A 26,146-nucleotide genomic window follows, 5' to 3' on the forward strand; every position below is an offset into this window, starting at 1 on the left:
CACGAATGCAATACAACCTTCCGACGTCCTGAGCACCACACATGATCACCACACCGATGCTGCAAAAAATCCCCGTCGTGCGTGACCAAGACGGCTATTTCATCCACCCCGATTTGCTCCACTTCTGGACGGTCACGAGGGACAGCGCCGAGCACTGCACGAAGGAACAGTGGGCCGCGCTCGAGGCGCAGGCCGGCATCAAGACGTCGATCTACTACCTCGAATCCGAGCCGGCAGATCATCCGGCCGTCGTGGCGTATTGGGAACGCGGCGAAGGTGTCTCGCTCTGGAATCCCGATCCGGAGCCAGGCTGGTGGCTGATCGAGATCGGCGACAACGACGACGGCCCGTACGCCGTATATGCAACGCACGCGTGAGGAGCGCCATGACTGAACGAATCGTCTGTTGGTTTTCGTGCGGGGCCGCGTCCGCCGTCGCTACGAAGATCGCGATTACTGAGAACGCCCGCGGCGCAAATCTGCCGATCGTCGTCGCGCGCTGCGTGATCGACGAAGAGCATCCCGACAACGAGCGATTCGCCGGCGAGTGTGAAGCGTGGTTCGGCGTTCCGATCGTCAGGCTGTCGAGCGAGAAGTTCGGGACGTCGATCTTCAACGTTTTCCAGAAGGAACGGTACATCGTCGGCGTGGCCGGTGCGCCGTGCACGCGGGCGCTGAAGAAGCGCGTCCGCGAAGCCTTCCAGCGACATGGCGACCTGCACGTTTTCGGGTACACGGCCGACGAGCAGGAGCGCATTGATCGCTTCATCGACGCCAACAACGAGATCCGCCTGTGGTCAGTGCTCGCCGAGAAGCAGATCACGCACTCAGACTGCCTGGCACTCGTAGACCGCGCCGGCATCCGGCTGCCCGAAATGTACCGCCTTGGTTACACGCACAACAACTGCGTTGGCTGCGTCAAGGGCGGCGCTGGCTACTGGAACAAGATCCGCGTCGACTTCCCGGGCGCGTTCGATCGCATGGCAAAGCTGGAACGCCTCATCGGCGCGTCCATCTGCCGCCACAAGGGCAAGCGGACCTATCTGGACAAACTACCTCCCGACGTCGGCCGGTACGACGACGAGCCGAAGATCGAGTGCGGGATTTTTTGCGAACTAGCGGAGAAGGAACTTGAAGGATCGAACCATGGATAACGCCGCATCCCCTGTCGAGACGAGGAGCGCTGATGCGCTGACGGAAGCCGCGAAAATCTGCGATGACATGGCCGACGCCAACGAACGGCTCGGGCCTGCCAGCGGGCGAGGCAGCTATATCCAGAAAATCGGCACCGACTCGATGCGGCGATGCGCGGCAGCAATCCGCGCCATCCTCGCCGCATCCCCTGTCGAGCAGCACGAAGCAGCGCCGGCCGACTCAGCCGAAGAAATGCGCGACGCAGCCATGCGCACTGTGCAAGCGATGGGGTTGGTCTACACGCCGGGCTCTGACCGCTGGCGTCCAGGCCCCGCACAGCCCGCACTCTCCGCCCCGCTCGAAGGCACGGGCAATGGGGCGACGGCGCAAGGGGAGATCTATCAAATCTCATTCGCCGACGAAGAAGGATGGTGCGACACGAACAAAAAGGTATTTGATGCACACCCTGTGCACGCGCGCCGCATCGTCTACCGCGCCCCTCGCACTGAGGTGGCGGGAGCGGTGCCGATTGCATGGGTATGGTGCGACACGATTTGCCCGGACCACTGCCACTCGACTGACGCAGAGGCGATCGAGGAAGGATGGATTCCGCTTGTATATGGGGACCCGAAGGCGGTGCAAATTGCGGATGAAAAACGCTCGAAAATCGAAGCAGCAATCAAGGTCACCGAGTACAAGTATTTCGGCATGTACGAGTTCACCGAAGCGCAGCACGATGCGGTTGATGTGCTGGTCGAAGCCGCCCGCACCTTTCTTTCGGCCCCGCATATCGCCCCGCAGCCTCCCTCCGCAGATGCAGCGGCAGCGCCGGAAGACGAGCGGGCGGCGTTCAATGCCGACGCTCTGGATTTCGAGCCAGATGCACGGCACGCCGTCGCCGACATGGCGAACATCGGCTATGCGCTGCTCGAACAGATTTCGAGGATGGCGCCCGGCTACCACTGGAACGACTCGCCGGTCGAGATCGTCAGCGACCTGATCAACGAGCGCGACGAAGCCCGCGCGGCAGCATCGCAGGCCGCAGCGGCAGCGGGGCAAGAGGCGGTGGAAGCGGCGTCCACGAAAACTCATCAGGTCTGGGTGGAAGAAACCAGTTCCTGGGCGGACGTGACGCCCGCCTACTATTCCGAGCGTCTGCCGAGCAATCGTCGCATTGTCTATTACACCGCCCCGCCCGCGCAGGTCGCCACTCAGATCGACATCGAGACAATGCTTCGCGCCTGCGTCCCTGGTGGTGACATCGTCGATCCGCAGCTTGTGTGCGACAACATCCGCGAGTGGTTCGCCGAGCATGGTGCACAGGTCGCCAATCGGCAGGGGCTGACGGAGGAGCAGATCACCGAGGTTCGATCTGCAACGATCGAAAGGTGCGCTCAATTGGTCGACAGGATAGCGAAAAGCAAGTGCGATCGCGGATCTGATGATGCCCTCGTGCGCTCAATCGCAGCCCGCATCCGCGCCCTTCTCGAAGGAGACAAGCAATGAACGAACCGTCTTTCATCCAACGTTGGCGCAACGCCATCATGAGCCTTGGTCGCGAAGTGAATCAGACGCCCATCGAGCCGAAACCCATGACCGACGAGCAATGGCTTCGCCGATGTGCTGCTCGCTTTGTTCGGCGCGGCAACGTTGATCCGCATATTGCAGCCTCATACGCAGAAGCGGCCTTCGAGAACGTGGCCGACTTCGGGTTTGAAAATGATCCAGAGGGTGCTGCCGACTGCGAAATGTCGTACTGGAGCGAATGATGAAGCCAAGCATGAATAAGACGCTGACGGATGAGCAGATCGATGACTTTGCGCGCCCGTACCGGCTGCTGCCGAACCCCGGCGACTACTTCGACTATCACGGTTTCGCCCGCGCCCTCCTCGCCGCTCAGCAGCCGAAGCCGCAATGCACCTGCGATATGCGCACGAAGGTTCTCGGCGACGGTTGTGCGATCTGCCAGCCGGAGCCGCGCGCCGAGGTGACAGACGACGATAAGGTGTGTGCCGAGCGGTATCGATGCCTACGGCGCGGCCAGCGCTGGAGCGTGATCAACGGCATTGGCGACACGCTGCGCGCCGATGAACTCGATGCCGCCATCGACGCCGCCCGCGGTCACGGCTGGGATAAAAACCCCTGGGTGTGGGTTGTTGAATTCCGGACTGGACGGTGTCTTGAAACTACTCCTCCCCGAAACTCCCCTCGTCGATGAGCAAATGACAGTAGGCGTCGGAGGCGTCGAGTGCCAGGCCCTCCGAAATGAAAGTGCCAGGCACGCTCATCTGCGAAATCACGGTTTCGGTGGTGCCGTTCCAATGGCGCCGAAGAACATCTATCGTGCCGCGCCACTGGCCATCGTCGCCGAAATTTGCAGAGACTCGGTAGAAATAGCCACGATATGGCTTGAATTCGTCCAGGTCCATTGCTCCCCCCGCTCGCCGATCAATCATCGTAGCACGCGGCGGCGACTGAGATTTCGGGAAGCGGCACACTGTTTGAGGTTGACGGCGCACTTTGGCAGGCGTGCCGCGAAATTTACGACGCCACCGCTATATCCGGATCTCGTTTGGTCGCCTCAATCTCGACGTCGTAGCAGAGATAGGTGTTGCTCCTGCTCCGTCACGCGTACCGGCTCAGCCATTCTTCAGAATAATTCTTCGCGCAGGCAACAGCCTCGGCTTCAGTGCCAAACACGCCAAGATTCCGAAACGCAGCTTCCCGGCTGAATCCCAACTTCGTTACTTCGACCTAGGCGGCGTACTTGCCATCCTCCGCCACGCGCGGTTCGCAGTTCATCTCGTACCCGCGAATCACAAATTTCTTCTGCATTGATTCAACACCATTTTGAGACAGAGGGATCTGTAGCATGTCCGCATCGACCAAAATGAAACCGCTCTACCTCGATCTACCTGCTGTGGCGACCGCTCTTTCGCTGTCGGAGGCGACCGTCCAGAAACTGGTAAGAGAGAGCAAATTTCCGAAGCCTCGGCTGCTCTCCGATCGGCGAGTTGCCTGGCTGACGCGCGAGGTAGAAGCCTGGGCAGAAGCATGCCCGGAATCGGACCTCGCACCTCCTCCCAACACTGGCCACGGCAACCGGCGCCGCAAGGTCACTTGCGCAAGTCAAGACTTGACCTCTCAGTCAGCGGCAGATCAGGTCTGAGATTGCTTGGCCGTCACTTCATCAAGGGCCGTGATCGACCCACTGCGGCCGGTCATTTGAATAACTTACGGATGGCAGGTCTCAGGCGTGCAACGGTCATCGGACTTGGTTACTGGCCCGTCGTTGGCGCCCCCGACGTTGCGCTACGATATTCGTCACGTACGTGGTAATTCACCACGAGTGAGGTACTATCCGTCCGGCCGAAATTGGGCCTTTATCCCACGCAACGTAACCAGAGCCATGTCCCCTCGATCAAGCACGCCAGATCTCAAAGAGCGAGCCACCATCGTCTGCCGTCAAGGGCAGAAAGTTTTGCTCGTGGCGCGTACCGCGTCGCGCTGGGCACTGCCGGGCGGCACCATTAAGTCTGACGAATTTCCCGTTGATGCCGCCCATCGTGAACTCAGGGAAGAAACGGGTTTAATCGGGCTGAAATTGACCTATGTTTTCCAGTTCGGAGGATTGACGAAGCTGCACCATGTGTTCGTGGCCGACGTTCCTGTGCACGCCAAACCACAACCGGGCATGGAGATCACGCGCTGTCGATGGTTCGGACATTTCGAGGTGACTTCGCTTCCGACCAGCGTGCCCACACTGCAGATCGTCGAGCTTCTATACAATCGTTCACGCGTAAGCGCAGAAGGTGTGTCTGCGGGCCGATAACGTCGCCATCGGACACCCCGGATTGGATGAGCCGACTGCTACGTCAATCCGAACATGTCGAGGTACCGATGAGCAGCACGTACGATTATCACGGTTACACGATTGAGGTGCGATGCGAAGTCGATACCTGCCTCGCTGATGCCTGCACCCAGATCACGAGCAACGGTCGGGGATACGTTGTGGTTGTGCAGGTTCGAATGAGCGACACGTCTGCGCTACTCTTCACGCCGGTTCGACTAGCCGGCGATCGCGGGAAGCCGTTCGCCGAAAGTCTGGAAGCGGTGCGTGCGGGGCGCGCAGCAGGCCAGATCATCGTTGATGACCTGCTGCTGAGCGTATCGATGTGTGACCGGCAATCGCGGAATTAGCGGAGAGTGCCTGCTTCGTTCAGTGTCGCTTTTTGCGCGTCATCTCATGACCTGCGTACACGGCGAGCAGGACGCCGAACATCACGGCGCTAATAGCCAACGACTCATCGAAATTGCCGGCGCCGTTGACGAGTTTCGAGGCGATTCCGAGGCCGATTCCAGTCGCTACCATTAAGACGCCGGCAATCACCCCCCAAATCGGCCCAGCCGGTACTTCTTCAGGATTCCGCATATTGCCCCCGGTACTTGGTTGTTTTCCGATCATGTCGGTAACAAAAACCGATGACAAGCCATTGCGAGGGAGTGGAACCGGCAGCACATCGAGCGTGTGGCCGGTTTCTACTCCTTGATTCATTTTTTCAGCGAACAGCGTCTCATCGTTTCACTGACCTTGAACCGGCTCGATGCGCATGTGTCCATCGACACCAGTCGTGGTGATCCAAGTTTCTGAGCAATTCCGCACGGCGATGCTCGCGGCGATAGTGGCTCGCGACAGCGAGCGCCGCGAGGGCCAGCACGAACGTCCCGACCACGATCCCAACCCATGATCCGTCCATCGTTGCCTCCGTCATTGCGTCCAGTCCTGGCGACGGCTGACTCCCACCTAGTCTGAGAGTTATGGTCGATTATCGCGCCGCCCTGCTGGCTTGGATAGACTAGGCAAGCCTTGTCGAATTGCCCAGTCTGCCTAACGAATTCGTGAGACCGCTTTCAGGACAGCGTGACCTTCGGCCGTCACCAGAATATGTCGATCTTCTGACGCCGACGGATCAAAGGCAATCAGTTGGCGCTCCAGTAACGTGAAAAGCTCTTCGCGGTCGGATTCAATCTGGTCCGGGGCGTCCCACGCCATCATCAACTTGGCGATTTCGTGCGGACTCGGCATCGTAAGCTCCTCGCATGGAATATGGATGCATGCGCAGACACATGGCGACGCCACATCGCTGTGGTACCAACAACAACGCGACCCCGGTCAATGACCGCAGCCGAAACAACGCGGTCAGCATGCTTGTTGTAACGTCCGTGCGGGCCGGTATATGCCTCGCAAGACGGTTAGCCGCGCGGAAGGCCGCGGGAATGCAATTCGACTTGCGATCCGACGATCTTCAACCATTCTGCGTGAGTGTTGGACGCAATGGCGGCAAGTTGACTGCCATACGACAGCGCAATCTTGGTGCTCGATTGCAACAGCATCGTATGGTGTGCGATGGCATGCTCCGGAGCCTTGTGCGACAGCGCTTCAGGCCAATACGACCGGCTTTCGGTAAGCGCCTGTCGAGCCGTTTGCAGGTTAAGTTGAATCATTTGCTCGTAACCGTGGAACGCCTGGTTCGCGAGCGCAAACATGGCGGCCACCGTGGCTTTGCTTGAGGCAACCAGTTGGTCCGGCGTGAAACCCGTCATTTGTACGCTCCCTTGTGCAGTTCGACGCCTGCCCGAACGACTCGGGGGCAAGGGCAAGCTGGGCAAACCCGACTCTTTCCCATCAGAACGCAATGTTAATTTAGTGGGAACATTCTAGCTTGATCGTATTGAATCGGGGGCGCCACCCTATAGGTGGATGCCCCAGTTCGGAAACGTTACCAGCCGGACCGATCAAGCAATCATGCGAAACGACATGAAACTCGGGTCGTCCGACGGCCGTAACCCAACAGTCCACTCGACGTCGGTAGGTTCCTGCACATGGCTTCGAGCGCGCTGAGGGACAACCGACGAGTTGCGCCCCGCTCGTGTCAGAGCAGTGAATATTGGTCGCGATAGACAGTGCCACATTCTTCTGACCACAATGAGGCAACCAAGTTTCTTGGCCGCCAACTGCATCACGGGCGGATGCCTCTTGTAGGCAGTCACCGAACTAAAAGCGACGATAACAGTGCCGGTCAATACGTCGACGGAGCTCTCCATGGCATACAAACATATTTCAAGTCACTTCGACGCTGAACTGCAGCATCTGTCGTCCAAATTTCTCGAGATGGGGGGCATCGTTGAGTCGCAATTGAATGATGCGATCGCGGCGCTGAACCACTTTGACTTGGAATTGATCGAGAATGTCATTGCCACAGAGCATCGTCTCAATGAGATGGAAGTCGAGATCGACGCGGAGTGCTGCAACGTGATCGCGCGACGCCAACCCGCAGCGTCCGATCTGCGTCTGCTGGTGGCGATCTCGAAGGGCATCACCAATCTCGAGCGTGCCGGCGACGAGGCGCGCAAGGTTGCGAAACGGACCCTGCGTATCGCCCAAGAGGGAGCCGGCATCAAGATCAACATCGCGGAAATACTGTTGTCCGGTCAGTTGGCAGCGGCCATCCTGCGCCATGCCCTCGATGCATTCGCTCGACTCGACACTAGTGCCGCAGCGCAAATCTTGCGTGAAGACGATGCGATCGATGACCAGTACCGCGGATTCATGCGCAAGTTGGTCACGTACATGGCTGAGGATCCTAGTGTCATCACCGCCGCACTCGACTACCTGGCCATCGCATCGGCCATCGAACGGATTGGTGACCATGCGACGAATTTGGCGGAACTCGTCATCTATATCGTCAAGGGAACGGACGTCCGGCATTTGCCCCGCGAGCTGATCGAGCGAGAAGCCCTGCGCAAATGAAGGGCTGACAACGCGTCGAGCCGCCCAAGGGATTGAGCGTTACGCGACGGCCATGCGTGGCGCACGGTGGCCACGCGAAGGGAATGGCAGCTCACCAGCGCAGAACAGACGTCTGAATGTCTGGGCAACCGTGCGAGCGGATGACTCTGCGTGGCCGAACTGAGTCAGCTGAACATACGCTGTCTCGTCTAGTCCAGGCTTATACAGATGGCCCCATGACCGCGCGCCCCTACCCAACCACGCTTACGCCGGCCCTGGGCCACGCACTCGGCATGATGGTTTGAGAGACCGGGCAGATCAGAGCTAATACGTATCAATGCCGCGCGCCATCGACCAAGAACCAGATGCGCGCCTCCGGCACTGCCGCTACGGAACGTGAAGACGAGGCGCCACATATCGGGCACTGATAGTGCTCTTCGAACGGACTCCCATTCCGCGCAACCACTCCAACCAGCTCGAGATGTCGTGGCTCAATATCGGCAGATGCACCATGCATTGCAATGCAGGCACTGCATGGGGTATCGATCGTCACGCGTACCGGCTCAACCACTCTTCCGAAAACTTCTTCGCGTAGGCGACAGCCTCGACCTCGGTATCGAACGTGCCGAGCGCGCGGAACGCGGCCTCACGGCTGAATCCCAACTTCGTTACCTCGACCTGGGCGGCGTACTTGCCGTCCTCCGTCACGCGCGGTTCGCAGTTCATCTCGTACCCGCGCATCAAAAATATCTTCTGCATTGATTCAACACCATTTTGAGACAGAGGGATCGTAGCATGCCCGCATCGACCACCATGAAGCCGCTCTACCTCGACCTGCCCGCAGTCGCGACAGCTCTCTCGCTGTCGGAAGCGACCGTTCAGAAACACGTGCGCGAGAGCAAATTTCCGAAGCCGCGGCTGCTCTCCGATCGGCGCGTAGCCTCGATGACGCGCGACGTGGAAGCCTAGGCAGAAGCGTGCCGGGAATCGAACCTCGCGCCTCCGCCCAACACGGGCCACGGCAACCGACGTCGGCGCGCTACTTATTCGGATACTTCAGCGCGAGCTCGTCAAGAAACTGCCCGAGGCGCGTGAGCCACTCACGTCGTTCGCGGTCATAGTGGTGACGGTTATACACACCAGCCACACCGGGTTGAATATGACCGAGTACCGCCTCTGCCACATCATGTGGACACCCGAGCGCCGCAAGCATTGTTCGGGCAGTCCTGCGCAAGTCATGCGGCGACCAGTGCGTGACAGGAAGCCGCGGCCGATTATGATTTGGCACCTGCTTACAGTACGGCTGATGATAGTAAATGCCGTGCGAAATAACGGTCTGCTTCATCATCGCGCCGGTCGACGTCGGGAACAGATAGCCGTTTACGGCCTGGTCTTTGCGTCGACGGACAACGGCCTCGGCTCGCCCAACGAGCGGCACCCGCAAATCCCCTGCTTTCGCGCGCCACGAATTCTTAGTCTTTTCCTTCGGCACAGTCCACCAGAGGCCGTCCGCCTCGTCTGCGATTTCGTGCGACTCCATCGAAATGATTTCGCCGCCGCGGGCCCCGGTCCACAAATACAACGTGATCGCGTCTGAAACCGTTAGGCTCATATTCGGGAGCCAGCGGAGCAGCGCGCCGATCTCACCTTCGCTCAATACGCGCTTTTTTGTGCCCATGGCGACGCCATCGATCGTACGCCCCTTGCTCCGCAGCTTCCCGCGCAGGATCATTCGCCACCAGTTTGGCGTTCCGTCGGGGAGTCGGCCGGCGTCCATCGCATAGTCCCAAGCGCCGCCCAGTTCCATCCGAAGTCGCGCCGCGAGCGCTGGCGTCGCCCGGTACGAATCCAGAAATTCGAACGCCTGGGCGCGGGTGATCGACGCGGCCGGAACGCTCTCGATCGGTCCCAGCATGGCTTTGAACATTCGCCTCACCTCGACGACGCCCTTCTCCTTGCGGTTCGGCTCGAGATAGCCGCCCATATAGTCGAAACACACCTGCTTGACGGTATAGGCGTCGACAGAGCGAGAAGCAACAACCGCGGCACGCTTCTCACGCTTTGCGGCAGCGGGATCCGCCCCAGCATCACGTTCGGATCGCTTTTGCTCCCACTCAGAGATCGCCGCAGGGAAACCCATGGCTGGCCATTCGCCGAGCTTCACCTGGCGCATGCGGTCGTCGATGGGGGATTTGTATCGGTAGATCCAAGATCGGCGGCTTTCGCTCGCCTGGAAGCGAAGTCCGGGAAACCCGTCAAAGGTCATATGTTGGCCCGCAGGCAGCTTGCTCGCGGTACGTGCGTCGAATCTCATCGGCGGTCGGCGTAGGTTTCTGTTGGAGGCCGGGACCGCAGCGTAGCTTTTCGGTCTGGCGTAGGAAAATGTTACGCCAGAGTGCCAAGTTTTCGCCTATTTCGTCAAGTGCAGACAAGGCACCTGACAAACGCAACTTTCCGCTCAAACCCTTTGCCAGAAAGACTTCGAGGTGTGAGAGCCAGATGGAGCAAGGGGCTCCGCAGAGCCCCTTGTTTTCGCTACTCGTTTTCCTCGAAGTAATGCCCGAACTTCACCTGCTTCGTGCGGATATAACGCTCGTTTTCCTCGCGCACGGGCACCGCAAGCGCCACGCGCTCGCAGACGGGAATGCCGTGCTTCGCGAGCGTGTCGAACTTCGCCGGGTTGTTGCTCATCAGCCGCACCGACGTCACGCCGAGGATCCGGAGGATCGCGGCGGCCGAGTCGTATTCGCGGGCGTCGTCGGGCAGGCCGAGGTCGAGGTTCGCCTCGACGGTGTCGCGCCCCTGCTCCTGCAGTGCATAGGCGCGGATCTTGTTGCTCAGGCCGATCCCGCGCCCTTCATGACCGCGCAGATACAGCAGCACGCCGCGGTCTTCGGCCGCGATGTAGCGCAACGCGAGATCGAGCTGCTCGCCGCAGTCGCAGCGGTACGAGCCGAACACGTCGCCGGTCAGGCATTCGGAATGCAGCCGCGTCAACACGGACTGCTCGCCGGCGACGTCGCCCATCACGAGCGCGAGATGTTCGGCATCGCTGCCCGATACGCGAAACGCGTATGACTTGAACGTACCGTAGCGCGTGGGCAGCGACGCGGTGGCGACGAGTGTCACGCACTCGTCGGCCTGGCCGTTGCCCGGCGTGGGTGATTGGGGACGCGAAGACATCATGAATTCAATCGAAACGTTCAGGAATGTAGGAGTTGTGTGGATAGTGCGTGACGGGAGTTTACCGCTAATCTGGAATCGTCACGCGACTGCCGCCACCTGCGCGGCTATACTGGGCTCGTCGGGTGACACGCATCACGCCCCGCCTGCCCAGCATCGACCTGCACACGGAGAAAGCGAATGAGCACGACTGTCGCGCAGATTCTCAAGGCCAAGCCGGATTCGGGCCGCACCATCTACACCGTCACAAAGACCGATCTCGTCTACGACGCCATCAAGCTGATGGCGGAAAAGGGCATCGGTGCGCTGCTGGTCGTGGACGGCGACGACATCGCGGGCATCGTCACCGAGCGCGATTACGCGCGCAAGGTCGTGCTGCAGGATCGCTCGTCGAAAGCCACTCGCGTCGAGGAAATCATGACGGCGAAGGTGCGCTACGTCGAACCCTCGCAATCCACCGACGAGTGCATGGCGCTGATGACCGAGCACCGGATGCGCCACCTGCCCGTCCTCGACGGCGGCAAGCTGGTCGGCCTCATCTCGATCGGTGACCTCGTCAAGAGCGTGATCGCCGATCAGCAGTTCACGATCAGCCAGCTCGAACACTATATCCACGGCACACCCGCGGTCACGTCCGCCTGACCCGCTCCAGCAAAAAAGGCCCAAACGCGCGAGCGTCTGGGCGGAAAGCCGCCGGAATGCGGCGACGGAGGTTCTGCTCCTGCGGGCGGGTGACGCGCGCAACTGGCGCGCGTCTCGTCGAATAAGCGGTGCGCTCGGGCAGCCCCGGGGACAATCAGTTGCCGAAGTAGACCGAGTTCACGGGATTCGGTGCTTCGCGCGTCATGCGACGGCCGGCTTGCCCGGCACCCGTCGCGACTGCGCCGTAGCCGCTCGTATCGGCACGCGCAAGCATCGGCTGATTCGGTTGAATGCGTTGTTCGGCGGCCTGGATGTTGTCCGGATACTGCGAATCGGTCGCCAGCGGCTTGTAGCCGTTCTGTTCGAGTTGCACGAGCTCAGCCTTGACCTGGTCTCGGGTCAGCCCCTGCTCGGACTGGGCAAACGATGCGATCGGGGCGGCAAGGACGGATGCGGCGATGGCTGCGTAGATGATCGACTTCATGATTTACCTCCGGAATATGTTCTCTTATGGCGTCGCCTCGGCAGGACTGTCTGAAGCGATTGAATTCAGTGTAGTTCTCGCCACCCCAAGGGGAAACCCTTAGTTTGAACATACAGCGTTGCGATTTCGACAAAAATCACCGGCCCTTCCCGGGCGATATCGGCGCAACTTGCTTCATTCGCACAACAATCGCTGACGAAATGCCGACAGCCAGATCACATATCCCGAAGGTTGTGTTGTAGAATCGTAAGGTTATATTCGCTAGTCGATCTTCCATCCACCATGTACGCGCTCACGCCCCTTTCGGTTTCGCCGTCCGGCCCGGCCGGCGTGCGCGCGCGCGCCGGTTATCCGGCGCATCCCCTCGCTCGACGCACGGCCCAGGCGCCGCTCGCCCCTGCCCGGCGCCTGATCTGACGGCTCGGTCTCCTCCCGGAGCCAGGTCAGACAGGCTCCGGGCGATCCCCATAGGCACGCCCTGCCTGCCCCTGCCGATCATTTGGAGAACTGCCATGAAACAACGCCTTTACCAGCTGACCGAACTCGACGTCGCTCGCCTCGAGAAGCACGCCGAACACAACCCGCGGTTCCAGACGATGCTCGATACGCTGCTCGAGCGTGCCGACATCGTCCAGCCCGACGCCATCAAGGCGAACGTCGTCACGATGAACTCGCAGATCACCCTGCTCGACGAAGCGACCCAGGAACAAGCCACCTGGACGATTGTTTATCCGGATGCCGCCAATCTCGAGCACGGCCGCCTGAACGTCTTCTCGCCCGTCGGCATGGCACTGCTGGGCACCCAGCGTGGCCAGATGGTCAAGGTCATGCAGCCGAGCGGCGCCGAAAAGCTGATGAAGGTCGCCGCGATCGTGTTCCAGCCGGAAGCCAACGGCGAATACACGCGCTGACGCCACCTGCCGCCGACACCGCGCCGCAACGGCACGCAACGAAAAAAGCGAGGCACAGGCCTCGCTTTTTTGCATCCGGACGATGCGAATCGTCGACAGCACTTTCCGCAGACGAAAAAAAAGGCGCCCGAAGGCGCCTTTTTTGATGCTGCGTAGCGGGTTACCCCGCCGTCACGCTTAGAAGCGGTGACGCAGACCAACCGTTGCTGCGGTTTGGTTGATCGACGAGCTCGGCAGCGTGTTGATGTCGCCGTTGTAGATCGATGCGCCAACGCCGTTCTTCGCTGCACGTTGGTACACAGCTTGTGCGTAGACGTCCGTGCGCTTCGACAGTGCGTAGTCAGCTTGCAGACCGAACTGGTTCCAGTGCGTGCTGCCGTTGTTGATCTTCGCGTTCGTGTACGTGTAAGCAGCGCCCAGGCCGAGAGCCGGCGTCAGGTTGTACTTTGCGTTGACTTCGTAGTTGTCCGTGCGCACCGAACCCGTACCGACTGCATTGTTGTCCAGACGTGCTTGCGTCCATGCAGCGCCGACTTGTGCCGGGCCGAATGCGTAACCAGCAGCAGCACCGTACGTGCGGACGCGGCCTTGGCTAGCGATGCCACCGATTGCCGACGACGTTGCGCCGTTACCGTTCGAACCGTCACCCAGGTTTGCTTGCGAGTATGCAGCAGCAAGCTTCAGGCCTTGGAACTGGTATGCAGCGCCCGCGCTGTACGCACGGTTGTTGCCGAAGTTCGTGTTGTTCGAGAACGAGTACGTGCCGCCGAATTGCAGGCCAGCGTAGTTCGCGCTCGTGAACTTGACCGTGTTGTTCGATGCGACATCGCCGTTCGTGCTCAGACGGTCGAGGTTCAGCGGGTGCGCGAAGTACGTGCCGCCCCACGAACCCGTTGCCGTCAGCGGCGCCAGGTAGTCTTGCGTTGCGTCATACTGCTTACCCAGCGTGACCGTGCCGTACTGGCTCGACAGGCCGACGAAGGCTTGACGGTTGAACATGCCGCCGTTGTTGCCCAGCTTGCCGTTACCGATGCCGAAGCCGCTTTCCAACGTGAAGATTGCCTTCAGGCCGCCACCGAGGTCTTCCGAACCACGCAGACCGAAACGGCTTTGGTCGATACCCGAGCCCATCGACCACAGCGACTTGCCGTTCACCGGCTTGCCAGCTGCGTTAACGCCCGTTGCGACGTTGCTTTGGTAGGTGATGCCTGCGTCCAGCACGCCGTACAGCGTGACGCTGCTTTGCGCGTGAGCGACGGTAGCGAACGATGCTGCTGCTGCTGCAACGATCAGAGTCTTGTTCATTCGTGGAACTCCCTTCTAAAAAGAGGCAGGTCTCGCGACCTTGTTCATAAACGGTCTGCAACCGCCCGGGAGCGCCATCGATCCTGCTGGCCGCGCCCGGATAGTTGCCCGTTTGGGAACCGTGAGTTTAGGGGTGTACCCTAGGGGAGCGATCCGCAAATAAAGAAATAAGCTTTTCCAGAACTAGAAATAATGAAAGTGGGGCCGCGTTATAAGTATTTGTTTTGACGTTTGTTTTTGACTTCTTGACGGGGCCTTTTTGGAGGCTTCCATCGCACCATTCTTTCATGTCATCGTCTTGACGGTTGCATAGAAACAACAAACGGATTCAGCGCGACACCCCGGAATCGGCAAATTTTACCCAAATCAGTCTCGAATTTCGGGCGCCGGGCGCCTAAAACCCATCCGTCAGCCAGTAAACAGCGCGCGACGTTCGTGCAGTGGGCACCGTCCACCCATCAGTTGCTGAAACAGAAAGGCCAGCCCCGACCCGCCAGCGGTTCGCCCGCCCGCCGTGACACACCGTAACAGCCTTAACCGCTCGCGTAACCCGGCCGGCCGACTGGCAGGCTAATGTAAGGCAGCCTCGTATACAGACTAGGACACGCCATGAATCGACGCTCGTTGTTACGCGCCATCGGATTGACCGCCGCCTTCGTCGGCGCCGGCGGCTGGCTCCGCGCCGCCTCGGCCCAGCCCGCGCCGCCCGTGTACCGACCGTCCGGTCCGAACGGCGTACCCGGCGGGCCGCCCTATGGGGACCGCCCGGGCTTCGCGCCGCCTGCCGCCCGGCACGACCGCCGCCCGCCGCCGCCACGGCCGCATGGCTATATATGGACGGACGGCTACTGGCGCTGGCAGCGTGGCCACTATATATGGGTGTCCGGCCGCTGGGTCACGCGGCACCCCGGGCGCAGGTGGGTGCCCGGCTACTGGCGCCGTCAGGGACCGGTGTGGATCTACGTCGACGGTACGTGGCGCTAGGCAAGCACCCGGCATCCGGCCTAAGGCAGGCTTGCAACCGGGCGGCGCGAGCGAACCCGCGCCGTTCGGCCCCGACATCGTGATACCCGGCAGGCACCTCCGCGAATCCTGCCCCACTCCGCCCCGATGCCGGCGCCCAAATCGATGCCGAGGCGCCTGGCCACGTCCCCTGAACCATCGACATGCCCGCCGATCTACGGGGCGTCTTCGCGAATCGACCGGATACTGCCGCACCCGTCGTGCGTCGCGCAGTGGAGACCCGCTATTTCGGTCGCCCCGGCGCACGCCTCGTACACGGGGCACCGCCAGCGCATTACCGCATTCGGGACAAACGGCATACACCGAAGCATCGGCACCCCTGCCCGCCCCGACCGAATCATTCGGATAACGAAATCACGCGATGGCGATGCACATGCAGTTTCGCCCTATCTCGTCGCGTCGCATCCGATCGCAGCACAACGCCCTTCGACAGGACCGCGCGAACGCCCCGCTCAGCGCCCGCCGCCCTCCAGCTCCCGTGCACGACGTCGCGCGGCGCAGATCACACGATGATGTTCGTCGGCCCACCGGATCATCGCCTGCATCGGCATCAGGAACGAACGCCCGAGGTCGGTCAGCGCATATTCGACACGCGGCGGCACTTCGGCGAACAACGTGCGACTGACGAAGCCGTCCTGCTCGAGCCGCTTGAGCGTGCGCGACAGCATCTGGTTCGACACATCGCCGATCGCGCGGCCAAGTTCGTTGAAGCGCATCGTGCCGCCGGACAGCGCTTCGAGCACGAGCAGGCTCCACTGGTCGCCGATGCGGTCGAGCACATCGCGGATCGGGCACGGCTGATCGAGTTCGACGGTTTCATCGGCGGGCTGGGACGGCATGGCTGGATTCTCTTTCACGGGCAACGCACGGTCAGCGCGGTGTGACCTGTTCACACCGCGCTGACTTCTTGTGACGGGTTCGCGGCAACTGTACCATTCGATCGGCCCGACAGCCGCGCCGAATCGCCAGTTGAACGAAGCATGACGACAACGCGCGGCCTCGCCCTGCCCATATCGTGACGATACGGACCGGGCGGCGAATCCCTCGCGTCGATCACGCACATGCATCCGCAGCCAGGCCCCTTCGCCCGCCGATCGGCACGGCCGCGTCACCCCGCCGTCGCGCATCGCGCGCCAACCCACGCTTCGTCAGACAAGGAACCCGCACCATGCCATCGCTCCGCTCCCCCGCTCGCGCCGTTGCCGCGCTCGTCCTGCTGGCCGCGTCGACGGCCGCGCTGGCCGCCGGCCCGGCCACGCGCGACCTGGCCGCCGAGGAAGCCAACCGTCAGCTCGTGCTGACGTTCTACGACCGCTTCTTCAACAAGCACGAAGCGGTCGAAGCCGCCGCCGTCGTCGCGGACGACTACAAGCAGCACAACCCGCACGTGCCGGACGGCAAGAAGCCGTTCGTGTCGTACTTCGTCGGCGCCTTCCAGAAGAACCCGGCATCGCGTGCGCGCATCGTGCGCAGCGCAACCGACGGCGATCTCGTCTACCTGCACGTGCATGCGACCGAGCGTCCGGGCGATCGCGGCGAAGCCGTCGTCGACATCTTCCGCGTGAAGGACGGCAAGATCGTCGAACACTGGGACGTGATCCAGCCGGTGCCCGAAACGGCCGCGAACGCGAACACGATGTTCTGACGCGCCGGGCCGGTACGCGGTGCGCAACGTTGTGCGCCGCCCGTCGACGGACGATCGGCCACCCGCCGCACAAGCGCGTGTGCCCCGCAGCGGCGAAGTCCCCTACAATCGAGCTTCGCCGCCGCGCCGGCCTCCGTCCCGCATGACCGCACCGCCGCCGGCGCGCCGTCGTACGCGAAACACGGCCGGCACGGGCGGCCGTTCGCGAAGACGGTGTCAACGATGAGCCCCGCCCATATTTCCCTCAGCAATGCCGGCGACCTGGTCGCCAGCCTCGGCAGTCCGCAGTTTCCCGCCCGGCTTTGGGCGTGGCTGCGCGAAACCGTCGATCCGCAATCCCATTACAGCGTCGCGACGCGCTACCGTCGCGACGCGCCGTCGCAATCGGTCGACAGCGTCGACGTGCTGTTCTTCGCGGGCGGTGACGATCCCGACGGCACGCGCCACGCGCTCGATCTGTATACGCAGGGCGACTGGCGCACCGACACGCTGCTCCCGCATATCGAGCGCGCCACCGATTCGCAGCTCGTGTTCTCGTGCAATGAAGAAGTCGACACGGCGACCGAATACGGCCGCCATTTCGCGCTCGGCGAACTCGGCGAAGACTGCACGCTGCTCGGCAGCGAGCGCGACTATGTCTATGCGTTCTCATTGTTCCGCCGGCGCGGCCAGCCGTCCTACACGCTGGCCGAACTGGCGCTGCTGCGCCAGCTCGGCGATTTCGTGCTGCCGCTCCTGATCCAGCATGCGCGGCTCGCACGCCTGACGCCGCGCTCGGACGACGGCGCGCTGCTGCAGCGGTTCGAACAGCGCCTGTCGGCCAGCGGCGCGGCGCTGTCGCAGCGCGAACGGCTCGTGTGCCGCGCGGTGCTGCAAGGCCAGCCCGTCCCGCAGATCGCCGACACGCTGGCGCTCAAGCCGAGCAGCGTGCGCACCTATCTCGGGCGCGCGCTCGCGAAGCTCGGCGTCGCGAACCGGGCCGGGCTGTTCGCGTGGTGCGTGACCGAAGAGGAACCGCCGGAGGATCGCGGTCACTAGATGACGCGTCCGCATCGCTGCGACGCCCCTCGCCCCCGCCGCCTTTGTCGCGGCTTGTCCTCAAAACGATGACAGACAGTCGGCCGCCCCGCTCCTAGTATCTGACTCACCCGACGACAGGAACGCGTCGGATATCACGGAGACACGGAATGCCGAATACCGGATGGACGCCGGCCCGCACGGCCGCGCGCGCGTCGCCCATCGACCTGCCGATTCAGACCGGGCGGCGAGATCGGCATGACGCTCCGGCAGCAGCCGGCCCGCTCCAAGACGTATCGCCGAGCCTGCCGCACCGCACCGGCACCTAGCCGCCCCTCATCTCATTCCAACCCGACCGGGTTCACGCGACCGGACGAGCCACACGGCCCGCCCGCCGGACACGTGCGCCCGTCGATCTGCCCCCATCCGGAGGAGACACATGCAACACGCCGACACCGTCTATCTGAACGGCCTGCTTTACACGGGCGACGCGCAGCGCCGCTTCGCGCAGGCGCTCGCCACCCAGGACGGCAAGATCGTCGCCGTCGGCCGCGACGACGACATCCGTCCGCTGGCCGGCCCCGCGACGCGCATCGTCGACCTGGCCGGCCGGCTGATGCTGCCGGGCCTCATCGACGGCCACGTGCACCCGCTCGAAGGCCACCAGATCCTCGGCGACTTCGACCTGTCCGGCATCAACGATCCCGACGCGATCCTGCAGCGCATCCGCGCATGTGCCGACGCGACGCCGAACGAACCGTGGGTCTATCTCGGCGGTGCCAACCTGGCCGCCTTCGGCGCGTATCCGACCCGCGAGCTGCTCGACCGGATCGTGCCCGACCGGCCGCTGCTCGTGGTCGGCTTCGACGTGCACAGCGGCTGCCTCAATACGAAGGGTCTCGAAGCGGCCGGCATCCAAGCGGACACGCCCGATCCGACCGGCGGCGTGTACGAGCGCGATGCGTCCGGCGCGCCGAATGGCGTCGTGCACGAAGCGGCGTTCTACCGCGTCTGCCCGATCATTCCCCAACTGAGCCCGGCCGGCTACCCGAAGTCGCTCGCGAAAGCGCACGCGATGGCACACGGTTACGGCATCACCGGCTGGTTCGACGCACGCGTCGAGGAAGCCGAACTCAAGGCGTATGCCGACGCGCAGCGCGCGGGCACGCTGAAGGTATACATGAGCGCCGGCCTCTATGCGAACCCGCGCCGCGATCCGCACGAGCAGATCGAGCGCTTCGCCAGATGGCGTCGCGAGTACGAATGCGACAACCTGCGCCTGCATACGGTGAAGATCTTCGTCGACGGCGTGCCCGAATCGAAAACCGCCGCGCTGCTCGAACCGTACGCCGGCACCGACGACTGCGGCCTCGCGCTGTGGAGCCAGGACGCGCTGAACGAGATCTGCCTGCTCGCCGATACGGCCGGCTTCGACCTGCACTTCCACACGCTCGCCGATCGCGCGGTCCGCATGACGCTCGACGCGCTCGAATATGTCCAGATCCGCAACGGCATGCGCGACCGTCGCGCGCAGCTCGCGCACCTGCAGATTGTCGATCCGGCCGACATGAGCCGCTTCAACCGGCTCGGCGCGATCGCCAGCGTGCAGACACTGTGGACGGCCGCGCGCGAGGAGCAGCAGCAGCTCTATCACGACCTGCTCGGCGCGGAACGCACTGCGCGCAACTATCCGTTCCGCAGCCTGCGCAACGCGGGCGCGATGCTCGCGGCCGGCTCCGACTGGTCGGTCAGCACGATGGACCCGATGCAGATCATCCAGACAGGCGTCACGCACCTGCTGATCGACCAGCCCGACAGCCCGCCGTGGAATCCGCACGAACGCCTCGACCTGCTCACGATGCTCGAAGCCTATACGGTGAACACCGCGTATGCACTGCGCTTCGACGACTGCACGGGTTCGCTCGAAGCGGGCAAGGACGCGAGCTTCGCGATCCTCGACCGCAATCCGTTCGCGCACCCGGTCGAGACGTTCGCGCAAACCCGTGTGATCGAGACGTGCTTCCGCGGCGAAGTCGTGTACGCCGCGCCGGGCTGGGCCGACTGAAGCACGCCCGCGGCGGCCGTCAGGCGACGCTGAGCGCCAGCACCTGCTCGGTCGTCAGCACGTCGCCGAACGTGTCCGACAGCGCGGCCAGCGTCGCGCGATGGAGGTCGCGGTGCGCTACCGTGCCGCCATCCGCGATGTCGAGGTCGCGCGTCGCACAGGCGTCGTCGACGACGATCACCGCGTAGCCGAGCGGCACCGCATCGCGTGCCGCGCCGGCGACGCACGCATGCGTCATCAGGCCCGTGACGATCAGCGTGTCGATACCGGCCGCCTTCAGGCGCGCATCGATGTCGGTCGTCGGGAACACGCTCACCGACGTCTTTTTCACCACCGTGTGATGCGGCGCCGGCTGCACGTCCGCATGAAAGCGGAAGCCGTCGCTGCCATCGGCGAAGATCGGGCCGTCGGCCGCATCGACGTGCTGGACGTGATACACCGGAATGCCCGCGCGATCGGCGAACGCGATCACGCGCTGCGCATTGCCCAGCGCGCGCGGCCCCTCAGGAATCGGCAGGCGGCCGCTGAAGTATTCGTTCTGGAAATCGATCACCAGCAGTGCGGTGCGGGCGGCGGCGATCGACGTCGGCGCGCTCGCGCCCGCCAGGGTACGGATGGTCGGATGTTGCATGGGTCGCTCTCTCGGTTGGCCTATCGAAGAAACGGCGCGCCGGGCCAGCCGGCGCCGCCGGACGCGTCCCGGACACTCCCGGGACGCGAGGCGCCAGTGTCGGGCCGCGCGCGCTGGCGCGACAGCAGCGAGCGGGACAACGTCCGACAGATTCGGGCCAACGTGCAAATCGGCTATGACAGCGCAGCCGTTCGCGCGCCGGGCTGCGTGCGGCCGTACGCGACCATCAAAGCGAAGCTGAGCAGGAAGCCCGCGCCGCCGATCAGCAGCAGGCCGATCTCGCCGAACACCGGCAGCAGGTTCGTGAGCGCGCCCGTCACGACCCACGCGACGGCCATCACCGAACCGGCCACACCGAGCGCCCAGCCTTGCCGATCCTCGCTGACCGCGTCGGAGAACGCCGTATACATCGTCGTATACGCGACCATGTCGAAGCAGCCGACGACCATCGCGAGCGCCCACAGCACCGGCTCGTGCGGAAACAGCGCGGACAGGACCTGGCCGACGCCCGCGACGAGCAGGCCCGTCTTCGCGATGTCGACCACGCGCCACACGCGCAGCATCAGCCGCACGACGAACAGCAGGCCGAACACGAAGCAGAGGCCGATCACGCCGCTGAACAGCCCGAGCCGCGCGCTCGTGTAGCCGAATTTCGCCTGCAGCAGCAGCATGATGGTCTGCAGGTAAAGCCCATAGCCGACCTGCATCAGGAAGAACACCACCGACAGGAACGCGACGTTGCGCTGGCGCGCGGCCTCCCCGATGATCCGCAGCGGCAGCAGCGGATCGATACGCGTGTCGCCGCGCGGCGCGGCCGAGTCGCGATACGACGCCCAGGTCCAGCACGCGCAGATCAGCGACAGCGCGGCGACCAGCACGAACGGCGTGCCGTAATCGAACAGCGGTGAAATCGTGTGGTCGGACGTCACGCCGCCGAGCACGGGGCCGACTATCACGCCCGCGCTGAACGCGAGCGACATGATGCTCATGTTGTACGCCTTGTTCTCCGGCGTGCTCAGGTCGGTGATCGCTGCCTGCGCGATGCCCTGGCAACCGGCCATCAGCCCGGTGAGCCCGCGGCCGGCCAGCAGCAGCGCGACGCTCGCATGCCATGCGCCGGCCGCCATCATCGCGTAGCCGGCCGCGAGGCCGAGCACGCACAGCAGCATGATTTTGCGGCGGCCGTAGCGATCGGACAGGTCGCCCATCAGCGACGAGCCGAAGAACATGCACAACGGGTAGATCCCGTAGCCGAGACCGAGGTAGAAATTGCGCGCGTGCGCACCGGCGTCGGCCGGCAGGATGCCCGCATGCGGATCGCTGAAGATCGCGGACATCATCGGATAGACGAGCCCGAATCCCATCGCGTCGATCGCGATCGCGAGCAGGCAGGGGCCGAGCAACTTGTAATCGAGCCGGGACATGGCGACCTTCCGGACAGAGTGGATGATCGCCCAAGCGTAACGACCGGGCGGCCGCCGCGGTAGGCCGCCGCCCGCGATGCTAAGCATCGGCTGCGCCAATACCTTGCCTGTCGCCCGCGCCGATGGGTCACCAGTGTGGGCGACAGGCTGCGGCCGCTACTTGGCGCTCACCGGCTCGCCCTGAAACTGCCGGCGTGCGAGCACACACGGCGCGCCGTCGTGCATGAATACGCTCGCGAGCAGCCCGAACGACGCCGCGAACAGCACATACCACGCAGGTGCGACAGGCGACCCGCTCGCGTGCGTCAGCCACGTGACGATGAACGGCGCGAAGCCGCCGAACACCATCACCGCGACGTTGTACGCAAGCGCGATGCCGGTCGAGCGCGAACGCGTCGCGAACTGCTCGGCGAGCGTGGTCGGCGCGGGGCCATAGCAGATGCCGATGATCGTGCAGATCACGAGCTGCATCACGAGCAGGCGCCCGATACCCGGCGCGGCAGCCAGCCACGTGAACAGCGGATACGTGACCGTCAGCAGCGCCAGCGAACCGGCGATCAGCACGGGACGCCGGCCGATGCGGTCGGACACGAGCGCGGCGAACGGAATCGTCACCGTCAGCAGCGCAACCGCCGCCATCTGCACCTTGAAGACCTGGTCGAGCGGCAGCCCGAAGGTCTTGTGCACGAACGTCGGCATGTTGACGAGCATCACGTAGAACACGGCCGTGCCGGTAATCGTCTGCCCCATCGACACCAGCACGCCGCGCAGGTTGTCGCGCAGCACGCGCGACACGCTCGCCGGCGGCTCGACGGTCGACTTGCTCGCGTCGAGGAACGCCTCGGTCTCCTCCATGTGCCGGCGGATCCACAGGCCGACCGGCCCGATCAGCAGCCCGAGCGCGAACGGCACGCGCCAGCCCCAGCTATGCAGCGCCCCCTCCGACAGCGACTGCGTGGCCCACGCGCCCATCGCGGCGCCCGAGAACACCGCGAGACACTGGCCGATCAGTTGCCATGATCCGTACAGCCCGCGCCGGTTCTCCGGCGCACTTTCCACGAGGAACGCGGTCGCGCTCGCGTATTCGCCGCCCGTCGCGAAACCCTGCAGCAGCCGCGCAACGACGATCAGGACCGGTGCCGCCGGGCCGATCGCTGCGTACGACGGCGCAAACGTGATCAGCGCGATCGACAGCGTCATCAGGAAGATGATGAGCTGCATCGCGGCCTTGCGGCCCTTCCGGTCCGCATAGAGCCCGAGCAGGATGCCACCCACCGGGCGCATGAAGAAACCGACGCCGAAGGTCGCGAGCGACATCAGCAGCGACGCGTACTGGCTCTCGGCGGGAAAGAACAGCCGCGCGATGATGCCGGAGAAGAACCCGTAAACGATGAAGTCGTACCACTCGAGGGTGTTGCCGACGACAGCGGCAACCACCTGCCGATGCCGCGAGTTCCGACGTGAGTCGTGCATGCTTGTCTCCTGCAGTCTCATGGCGCCGCGCCGCATGCGTGCCGCGTTCCGTGGCTGGCATGGGCGAACCGGCTGTTCGTATCGCCGGCCGACGAGGCTCGGGCCCGCACCATCGGAACCTCGCGGCCCGCGCGCACGACCGGCGTGAAACGATCATAGGGACACCGAAAACCCGCATCAATTAACGCCCGCAGCGGATGATTAGCCGGAGATTAAATGTTTCCCCGCCAGGCTCCGCCATGCGAAAACCCCGGAAATTCGCGCATTGTTGCGGCCCCGGTTCTGCGGCAGAATCGTCGGCCACCCTTCCCGTCGTCCGCATCATGCGCAACCGCATCAACGAAGAGATCACGTTCCGCAAGCTCGAGGTGCTGCTCGCCTTCATGGAAGCCGGCAGTCTCGCGAAGGCCGCCGAGGCGCTGGGCGTGAGCACGGTCAGCGTGCACCGCGCGCTGCACACGCTCGAGGAAGGGATGCACTGCGCGCTGTTCCGCCACGAGGGGCGGAACCTGATTCCGACCGACGCCGCGCAGGTGCTCGCCGAAGTCGCGGGCGAAGTGCTCAAGACGATGACGGACGGAATCCGCTCGACGCGCGAGGCGGCCGGCTACGGCGCCGGCCAGTTGAAGATCGGTTCGCTCTACTCGCTGACGATCCGCACCGTGCCCGAAGTCGTGATCGCGTTGAAGGAGCGCCGCCCCGAGCTGCAGGCCGAGCTCGTGCTCGGCTCGAACGCCGACCTGCTCGACAAGCTCCGGCAGGGCGCGATCGACGCGACGCTGATGGCGCTGCCCGAACCGGACGCCGAGATTGAATCGATTGCGCTGTTCGAGGACGAGATGTTCTTCGCCGCGCCGATCGACTCGCCGTACGCACAGCACGACGCCATCGATCTCGGTACGTGCGGCGACGCGCCGTTCGTGTCGCTCGGCGAAGGCTTCGCGACGCATCACGGCTTCACGGAAGCGTTTCGCGCGGCCGGCATCGCGCCGAACGTCGTGATGCGGGTGGGCGACATCTTCTCGCTGATCAATCTCGTGTCTGGCGGCGTCGGCTGCTCGCTGCTGCCCGGCCGTGTGCGCGACCTGTTCGCGCACAAGATCGCGCTCGTGCCGCTCGCCGGGCCCGCGATCCGCCAGACGATCGGCCTGAGCTTCCTGCATCGGCGCGAACGCGACCCGAACCTGCTTGCACTGGCGACGGTGTGCCGGCTGACGGTCAAGGGGCCGAACGCGCGGTAACGCGTCGCGGCGCCCGACCTCAAAACTTGACGAGCAAGCCGAGCCGCAGCAGCAATTGATTGGCGGTCGACGACGGTGTCGTCTGGTTGATCTGCGCGACGGCCTGCCGGCCGTACGAGTCGAGGCCGGACGCATGCTGGTAGATGCCGATCATGTAGAGGGTCGTGCGCTTCGACAGGAAATACTGCGCGCCGGCGTTGACCTGCTGATACTTCGCATCGGGCGCCGCCGTGTACGTATATGCAACGCCGAGCGACACGGCGGGCGTGACGAGGTACGTGACGTTGGCTTCGTAGTTGTCGAATGCGGCCTTGCCGCGGTATCGCGTGCTCAGCGTCTGCGCGATGTCCTGGAAGCGCGTGTTGGTGTACACGAAGCGAATCGTCGCATTGCCGAGTGCATAGCTGCCGCCGGCACCATAGATCTGCAGCTTCGATGCCGACTGGTAGCCACCCCAGATCGGCGTAGGCAGCGCGGTCGAGAAGGCCGTGTTCGGTGCGGGATTCACACTCGCGCCCCACAGCGCCACGCCCGGGTCGTTGACCGTCTCGTATGCGGCGTCGAGCGTCAGCGGGCCGCGCTCATAGCGCGCGCCGACGCTGATCGCGCGGTTCGCGGAGAAACTGCCCGGCACGCCGCCGAAGCCGTATAGCGCCGCCATCGAGAAGCCATTGAAGTCCGGCGTCTTGTACTTGATCGAGTGGTTGATACGCGCGGTGTCGTTCAGGTTGTCGACGTCGGCCGCATGCGCGCCAAGATAGCCGGCAAAATTGCAGCCGGCCGCGAGCAGGCCGAGATATTCGCCGCTCAGCTCGTCGTACTGGCGGCCAAGCGTGACGGTGCCGAATCCCCCGGTCAGGCCGACAAACGCCTGCCGGCCGAACATCAGGCCGCCCTGCCCGAGCCGCCCCGTATTCGCGTCGTAGCCGTTCTCCAGCGTAAAGATCGCCTTCATCCCGCCGCCGAGATCCTCACTGCCCCTGAAACCGAGACGGTTTCCGTACAGCGTGCCCGATACAGCCTGGAACGCCTTGCCGCCACCCAGGTTGCTGACGTAATTCACGCCATTGTCGATGGTCCCGTACACCGTGACCGAATTCTGCGCATGCGCGACGACGGCGACGGAAGCCGCCACGCCCGCCGCGATGACTCCATTTATTTTCATCAGATCTCCTTATT

31 protein-coding genes and 1 pseudogene are annotated in these 26,146 nt (G+C 63.4%); 17 read left to right on the forward strand and 15 right to left on the reverse strand.

The window, feature by feature from the left end; genetic code table 11:
* The first annotated feature begins 56 nt into the window (after positions 1-56).
* The 5 genes from LGN19_RS06020 to LGN19_RS06040 are packed head-to-tail and all read left to right on the forward strand — an operon-like array spanning position 57 to position 3,351.
* A complete protein-coding gene (locus tag LGN19_RS06020) occupies positions 57-377 on the forward strand; it encodes a hypothetical protein (RefSeq protein ID WP_226213582.1) in 321 nt (106 codons plus the stop codon).
* Positions 378-385: 8 nt separating this feature from the next.
* On the forward strand, positions 386-1,153 hold the full coding sequence (locus LGN19_RS06025) for a hypothetical protein (protein WP_226213583.1): 768 nt from the start codon (positions 386-388) through the stop codon (positions 1,151-1,153).
* Positions 1,131-2,639: a hypothetical protein gene (locus LGN19_RS06030; RefSeq protein WP_226213584.1), complete on the forward strand. Its 1,509-nt coding sequence runs from the start codon at positions 1,131-1,133 to the stop codon at positions 2,637-2,639. Before LGN19_RS06025 ends, LGN19_RS06030 begins: the two co-directional genes overlap by 23 nt.
* Positions 2,636-2,902, forward strand: coding sequence for a hypothetical protein (locus LGN19_RS06035; protein WP_226213585.1), 267 nt, complete (start codon positions 2,636-2,638; stop codon positions 2,900-2,902). Before LGN19_RS06030 ends, LGN19_RS06035 begins: the two co-directional genes overlap by 4 nt.
* Positions 2,903-2,913: 11 nt before the next feature.
* Positions 2,914-3,351 (forward strand): hypothetical protein, encoded by a 438-nt coding sequence (locus LGN19_RS06040; RefSeq protein WP_226213586.1) that lies wholly within the window; start codon positions 2,914-2,916, stop codon positions 3,349-3,351.
* Here LGN19_RS06040 and LGN19_RS06045 read toward each other — a convergent pair.
* On the reverse strand, positions 3,320-3,562 hold the full coding sequence (locus tag LGN19_RS06045) for a hypothetical protein (RefSeq protein ID WP_089445524.1): 243 nt from the start codon (positions 3,560-3,562) through the stop codon (positions 3,320-3,322). The two genes, LGN19_RS06040 and LGN19_RS06045, sit on opposite strands and share 32 nt — an antisense overlap.
* A gap of 196 nt (positions 3,563-3,758) precedes the next feature.
* Positions 3,759-3,968, reverse strand: a pseudogene (locus LGN19_RS06050) (hypothetical protein).
* A 37-nt stretch (positions 3,969-4,005) separates the two neighbouring features.
* Here LGN19_RS06050 and LGN19_RS06055 point away from each other — a divergent pair.
* From LGN19_RS06055 to LGN19_RS06065, 3 genes are all read left to right on the forward strand, one after another.
* Positions 4,006-4,302, forward strand: coding sequence for a helix-turn-helix transcriptional regulator (locus tag LGN19_RS06055; RefSeq protein WP_226213587.1), 297 nt, complete (start codon positions 4,006-4,008; stop codon positions 4,300-4,302).
* Positions 4,303-4,542: 240 nt separating this feature from the next.
* Positions 4,543-4,965, forward strand: coding sequence for an NUDIX hydrolase (locus tag LGN19_RS06060; RefSeq protein ID WP_122947500.1), 423 nt, complete (start codon positions 4,543-4,545; stop codon positions 4,963-4,965).
* A gap of 68 nt (positions 4,966-5,033) precedes the next feature.
* The gene (locus LGN19_RS06065; RefSeq protein WP_226213588.1) at positions 5,034-5,333 is read left to right on the forward strand and encodes a hydrogenase maturation factor; all 300 of its coding nucleotides are present in this window, start codon (positions 5,034-5,036) and stop codon (positions 5,331-5,333) included.
* Between the two features lie 19 nt (positions 5,334-5,352).
* Here LGN19_RS06065 and LGN19_RS06070 read toward each other — a convergent pair whose 3' ends face one another.
* From LGN19_RS06070 to phaP, 3 genes are all read right to left on the reverse strand, one after another.
* Entirely contained in the window at positions 5,353-5,688 is a 336-nt protein-coding gene (locus LGN19_RS06070) for a hypothetical protein (protein WP_226213589.1), read from the reverse strand.
* Between the two features lie 333 nt (positions 5,689-6,021).
* Complete coding sequence (locus LGN19_RS06080) at positions 6,022-6,219, reverse strand: hypothetical protein (protein WP_122947503.1); 198 nt, start codon at positions 6,217-6,219, stop codon at positions 6,022-6,024.
* A gap of 167 nt (positions 6,220-6,386) precedes the next feature.
* Entirely contained in the window at positions 6,387-6,737 is a 351-nt protein-coding gene (phaP, locus tag LGN19_RS06085) for a TIGR01841 family phasin (RefSeq protein WP_122947504.1), read from the reverse strand.
* 499 nt (positions 6,738-7,236) lie between these two features.
* Here phaP and phoU point away from each other — a divergent pair, with 499 nt between their 5' ends.
* Positions 7,237-7,944 (forward strand): phosphate signaling complex protein PhoU, encoded by a 708-nt coding sequence (gene phoU, locus LGN19_RS06090; protein ID WP_226213590.1) that lies wholly within the window; start codon positions 7,237-7,239, stop codon positions 7,942-7,944.
* Positions 7,945-8,472: 528 nt separating this feature from the next.
* Here phoU and LGN19_RS06095 read toward each other — a convergent pair.
* On the reverse strand, positions 8,473-8,682 hold the full coding sequence (locus tag LGN19_RS06095; protein ID WP_226213591.1) for a hypothetical protein: 210 nt from the start codon (positions 8,680-8,682) through the stop codon (positions 8,473-8,475).
* Positions 8,683-8,718: 36 nt separating this feature from the next.
* Here LGN19_RS06095 and LGN19_RS06100 point away from each other — a divergent pair, with 36 nt between their 5' ends.
* Positions 8,719-8,892: a helix-turn-helix transcriptional regulator gene (locus tag LGN19_RS06100; protein ID WP_226213592.1), complete on the forward strand. Its 174-nt coding sequence runs from the start codon at positions 8,719-8,721 to the stop codon at positions 8,890-8,892.
* 70 nt (positions 8,893-8,962) lie between these two features.
* On the opposite strand, the gene LGN19_RS06105 is transcribed toward LGN19_RS06100, so the two are convergent.
* Both LGN19_RS06105 and ribA read right to left on the reverse strand, forming a co-directional pair.
* A complete protein-coding gene (locus LGN19_RS06105) occupies positions 8,963-10,237 on the reverse strand; it encodes a tyrosine-type recombinase/integrase (RefSeq protein ID WP_226213593.1) in 1,275 nt (424 codons plus the stop codon).
* Between the two features lie 221 nt (positions 10,238-10,458).
* Positions 10,459-11,109: a GTP cyclohydrolase II gene (gene ribA / locus LGN19_RS06110; RefSeq protein ID WP_122947508.1), complete on the reverse strand. Its 651-nt coding sequence runs from the start codon at positions 11,107-11,109 to the stop codon at positions 10,459-10,461.
* Positions 11,110-11,286: 177 nt separating this feature from the next.
* Between ribA and LGN19_RS06115 the strand changes: the two genes are divergently transcribed.
* A complete protein-coding gene (locus tag LGN19_RS06115; protein ID WP_021162297.1) occupies positions 11,287-11,748 on the forward strand; it encodes a CBS domain-containing protein in 462 nt (153 codons plus the stop codon).
* Positions 11,749-11,902: 154 nt separating this feature from the next.
* On the opposite strand, the gene LGN19_RS06120 is transcribed toward LGN19_RS06115, so the two are convergent.
* Positions 11,903-12,232, reverse strand: coding sequence for a DUF4148 domain-containing protein (locus LGN19_RS06120; RefSeq protein WP_122947509.1), 330 nt, complete (start codon positions 12,230-12,232; stop codon positions 11,903-11,905).
* Between the two features lie 512 nt (positions 12,233-12,744).
* Between LGN19_RS06120 and LGN19_RS06125 the strand changes: the two genes are divergently transcribed.
* On the forward strand, positions 12,745-13,143 hold the full coding sequence (locus LGN19_RS06125) for a GreA/GreB family elongation factor (protein ID WP_043179609.1): 399 nt from the start codon (positions 12,745-12,747) through the stop codon (positions 13,141-13,143).
* A gap of 177 nt (positions 13,144-13,320) precedes the next feature.
* Here the strand turns inward: LGN19_RS06125 and LGN19_RS06130 are convergent, their stop codons facing one another.
* Positions 13,321-14,448, reverse strand: coding sequence for a porin (locus tag LGN19_RS06130; RefSeq protein WP_043179611.1), 1,128 nt, complete (start codon positions 14,446-14,448; stop codon positions 13,321-13,323).
* A gap of 609 nt (positions 14,449-15,057) precedes the next feature.
* Between LGN19_RS06130 and LGN19_RS06135 the strand changes: the two genes are divergently transcribed.
* Positions 15,058-15,432: a hypothetical protein gene (locus LGN19_RS06135; protein ID WP_226213594.1), complete on the forward strand. Its 375-nt coding sequence runs from the start codon at positions 15,058-15,060 to the stop codon at positions 15,430-15,432.
* 491 nt (positions 15,433-15,923) lie between these two features.
* Here the strand turns inward: LGN19_RS06135 and LGN19_RS06140 are convergent, their stop codons facing one another.
* Positions 15,924-16,310, reverse strand: coding sequence for a winged helix-turn-helix transcriptional regulator (locus LGN19_RS06140; protein WP_226213595.1), 387 nt, complete (start codon positions 16,308-16,310; stop codon positions 15,924-15,926).
* Between the two features lie 329 nt (positions 16,311-16,639).
* Here LGN19_RS06140 and LGN19_RS06145 point away from each other — a divergent pair, with 329 nt between their 5' ends.
* The 3 genes from LGN19_RS06145 to LGN19_RS06155 all read left to right on the forward strand — a co-directional run bounded on the left by LGN19_RS06145 (position 16,640) and on the right by LGN19_RS06155 (position 20,198).
* Positions 16,640-17,116: a nuclear transport factor 2 family protein gene (locus LGN19_RS06145; RefSeq protein WP_122947512.1), complete on the forward strand. Its 477-nt coding sequence runs from the start codon at positions 16,640-16,642 to the stop codon at positions 17,114-17,116.
* 222 nt (positions 17,117-17,338) lie between these two features.
* The gene (locus LGN19_RS06150; RefSeq protein ID WP_174960644.1) at positions 17,339-18,154 is read left to right on the forward strand and encodes a helix-turn-helix transcriptional regulator; all 816 of its coding nucleotides are present in this window, start codon (positions 17,339-17,341) and stop codon (positions 18,152-18,154) included.
* 418 nt (positions 18,155-18,572) lie between these two features.
* Entirely contained in the window at positions 18,573-20,198 is a 1,626-nt protein-coding gene (locus LGN19_RS06155) for an amidohydrolase (RefSeq protein ID WP_226213596.1), read from the forward strand.
* Between the two features lie 19 nt (positions 20,199-20,217).
* Here the strand turns inward: LGN19_RS06155 and LGN19_RS06160 are convergent, their stop codons facing one another.
* From LGN19_RS06160 to LGN19_RS06170, 3 genes are all read right to left on the reverse strand, one after another.
* Entirely contained in the window at positions 20,218-20,829 is a 612-nt protein-coding gene (locus tag LGN19_RS06160; RefSeq protein WP_226213597.1) for a cysteine hydrolase family protein, read from the reverse strand.
* A gap of 173 nt (positions 20,830-21,002) precedes the next feature.
* Positions 21,003-22,253 carry an MFS transporter gene (locus tag LGN19_RS06165; protein WP_226213598.1) on the reverse strand — a complete coding sequence of 417 codons (1,251 nt, stop codon included), beginning with the start codon at positions 22,251-22,253 and terminating at the stop codon, positions 21,003-21,005.
* A gap of 156 nt (positions 22,254-22,409) precedes the next feature.
* Positions 22,410-23,726 carry an MFS transporter gene (locus LGN19_RS06170; RefSeq protein ID WP_174976922.1) on the reverse strand — a complete coding sequence of 439 codons (1,317 nt, stop codon included), beginning with the start codon at positions 23,724-23,726 and terminating at the stop codon, positions 22,410-22,412.
* 323 nt (positions 23,727-24,049) lie between these two features.
* Between LGN19_RS06170 and LGN19_RS06175 the strand changes: the two genes are divergently transcribed.
* The gene (locus tag LGN19_RS06175) at positions 24,050-24,967 is read left to right on the forward strand and encodes a LysR family transcriptional regulator (RefSeq protein ID WP_122947518.1); all 918 of its coding nucleotides are present in this window, start codon (positions 24,050-24,052) and stop codon (positions 24,965-24,967) included.
* Between the two features lie 19 nt (positions 24,968-24,986).
* Here the strand turns inward: LGN19_RS06175 and LGN19_RS06180 are convergent, their stop codons facing one another.
* Positions 24,987-26,132: a porin gene (locus LGN19_RS06180; RefSeq protein WP_226213599.1), complete on the reverse strand. Its 1,146-nt coding sequence runs from the start codon at positions 26,130-26,132 to the stop codon at positions 24,987-24,989.
* Positions 26,133-26,146: the final 14 nt, after the last annotated feature.

Origin of the sequence: Burkholderia sp. AU30198, assembly GCF_020419825.1 — a bacterium.
Classification (GTDB): Bacteria; Pseudomonadota; Gammaproteobacteria; order Burkholderiales; family Burkholderiaceae; genus Burkholderia.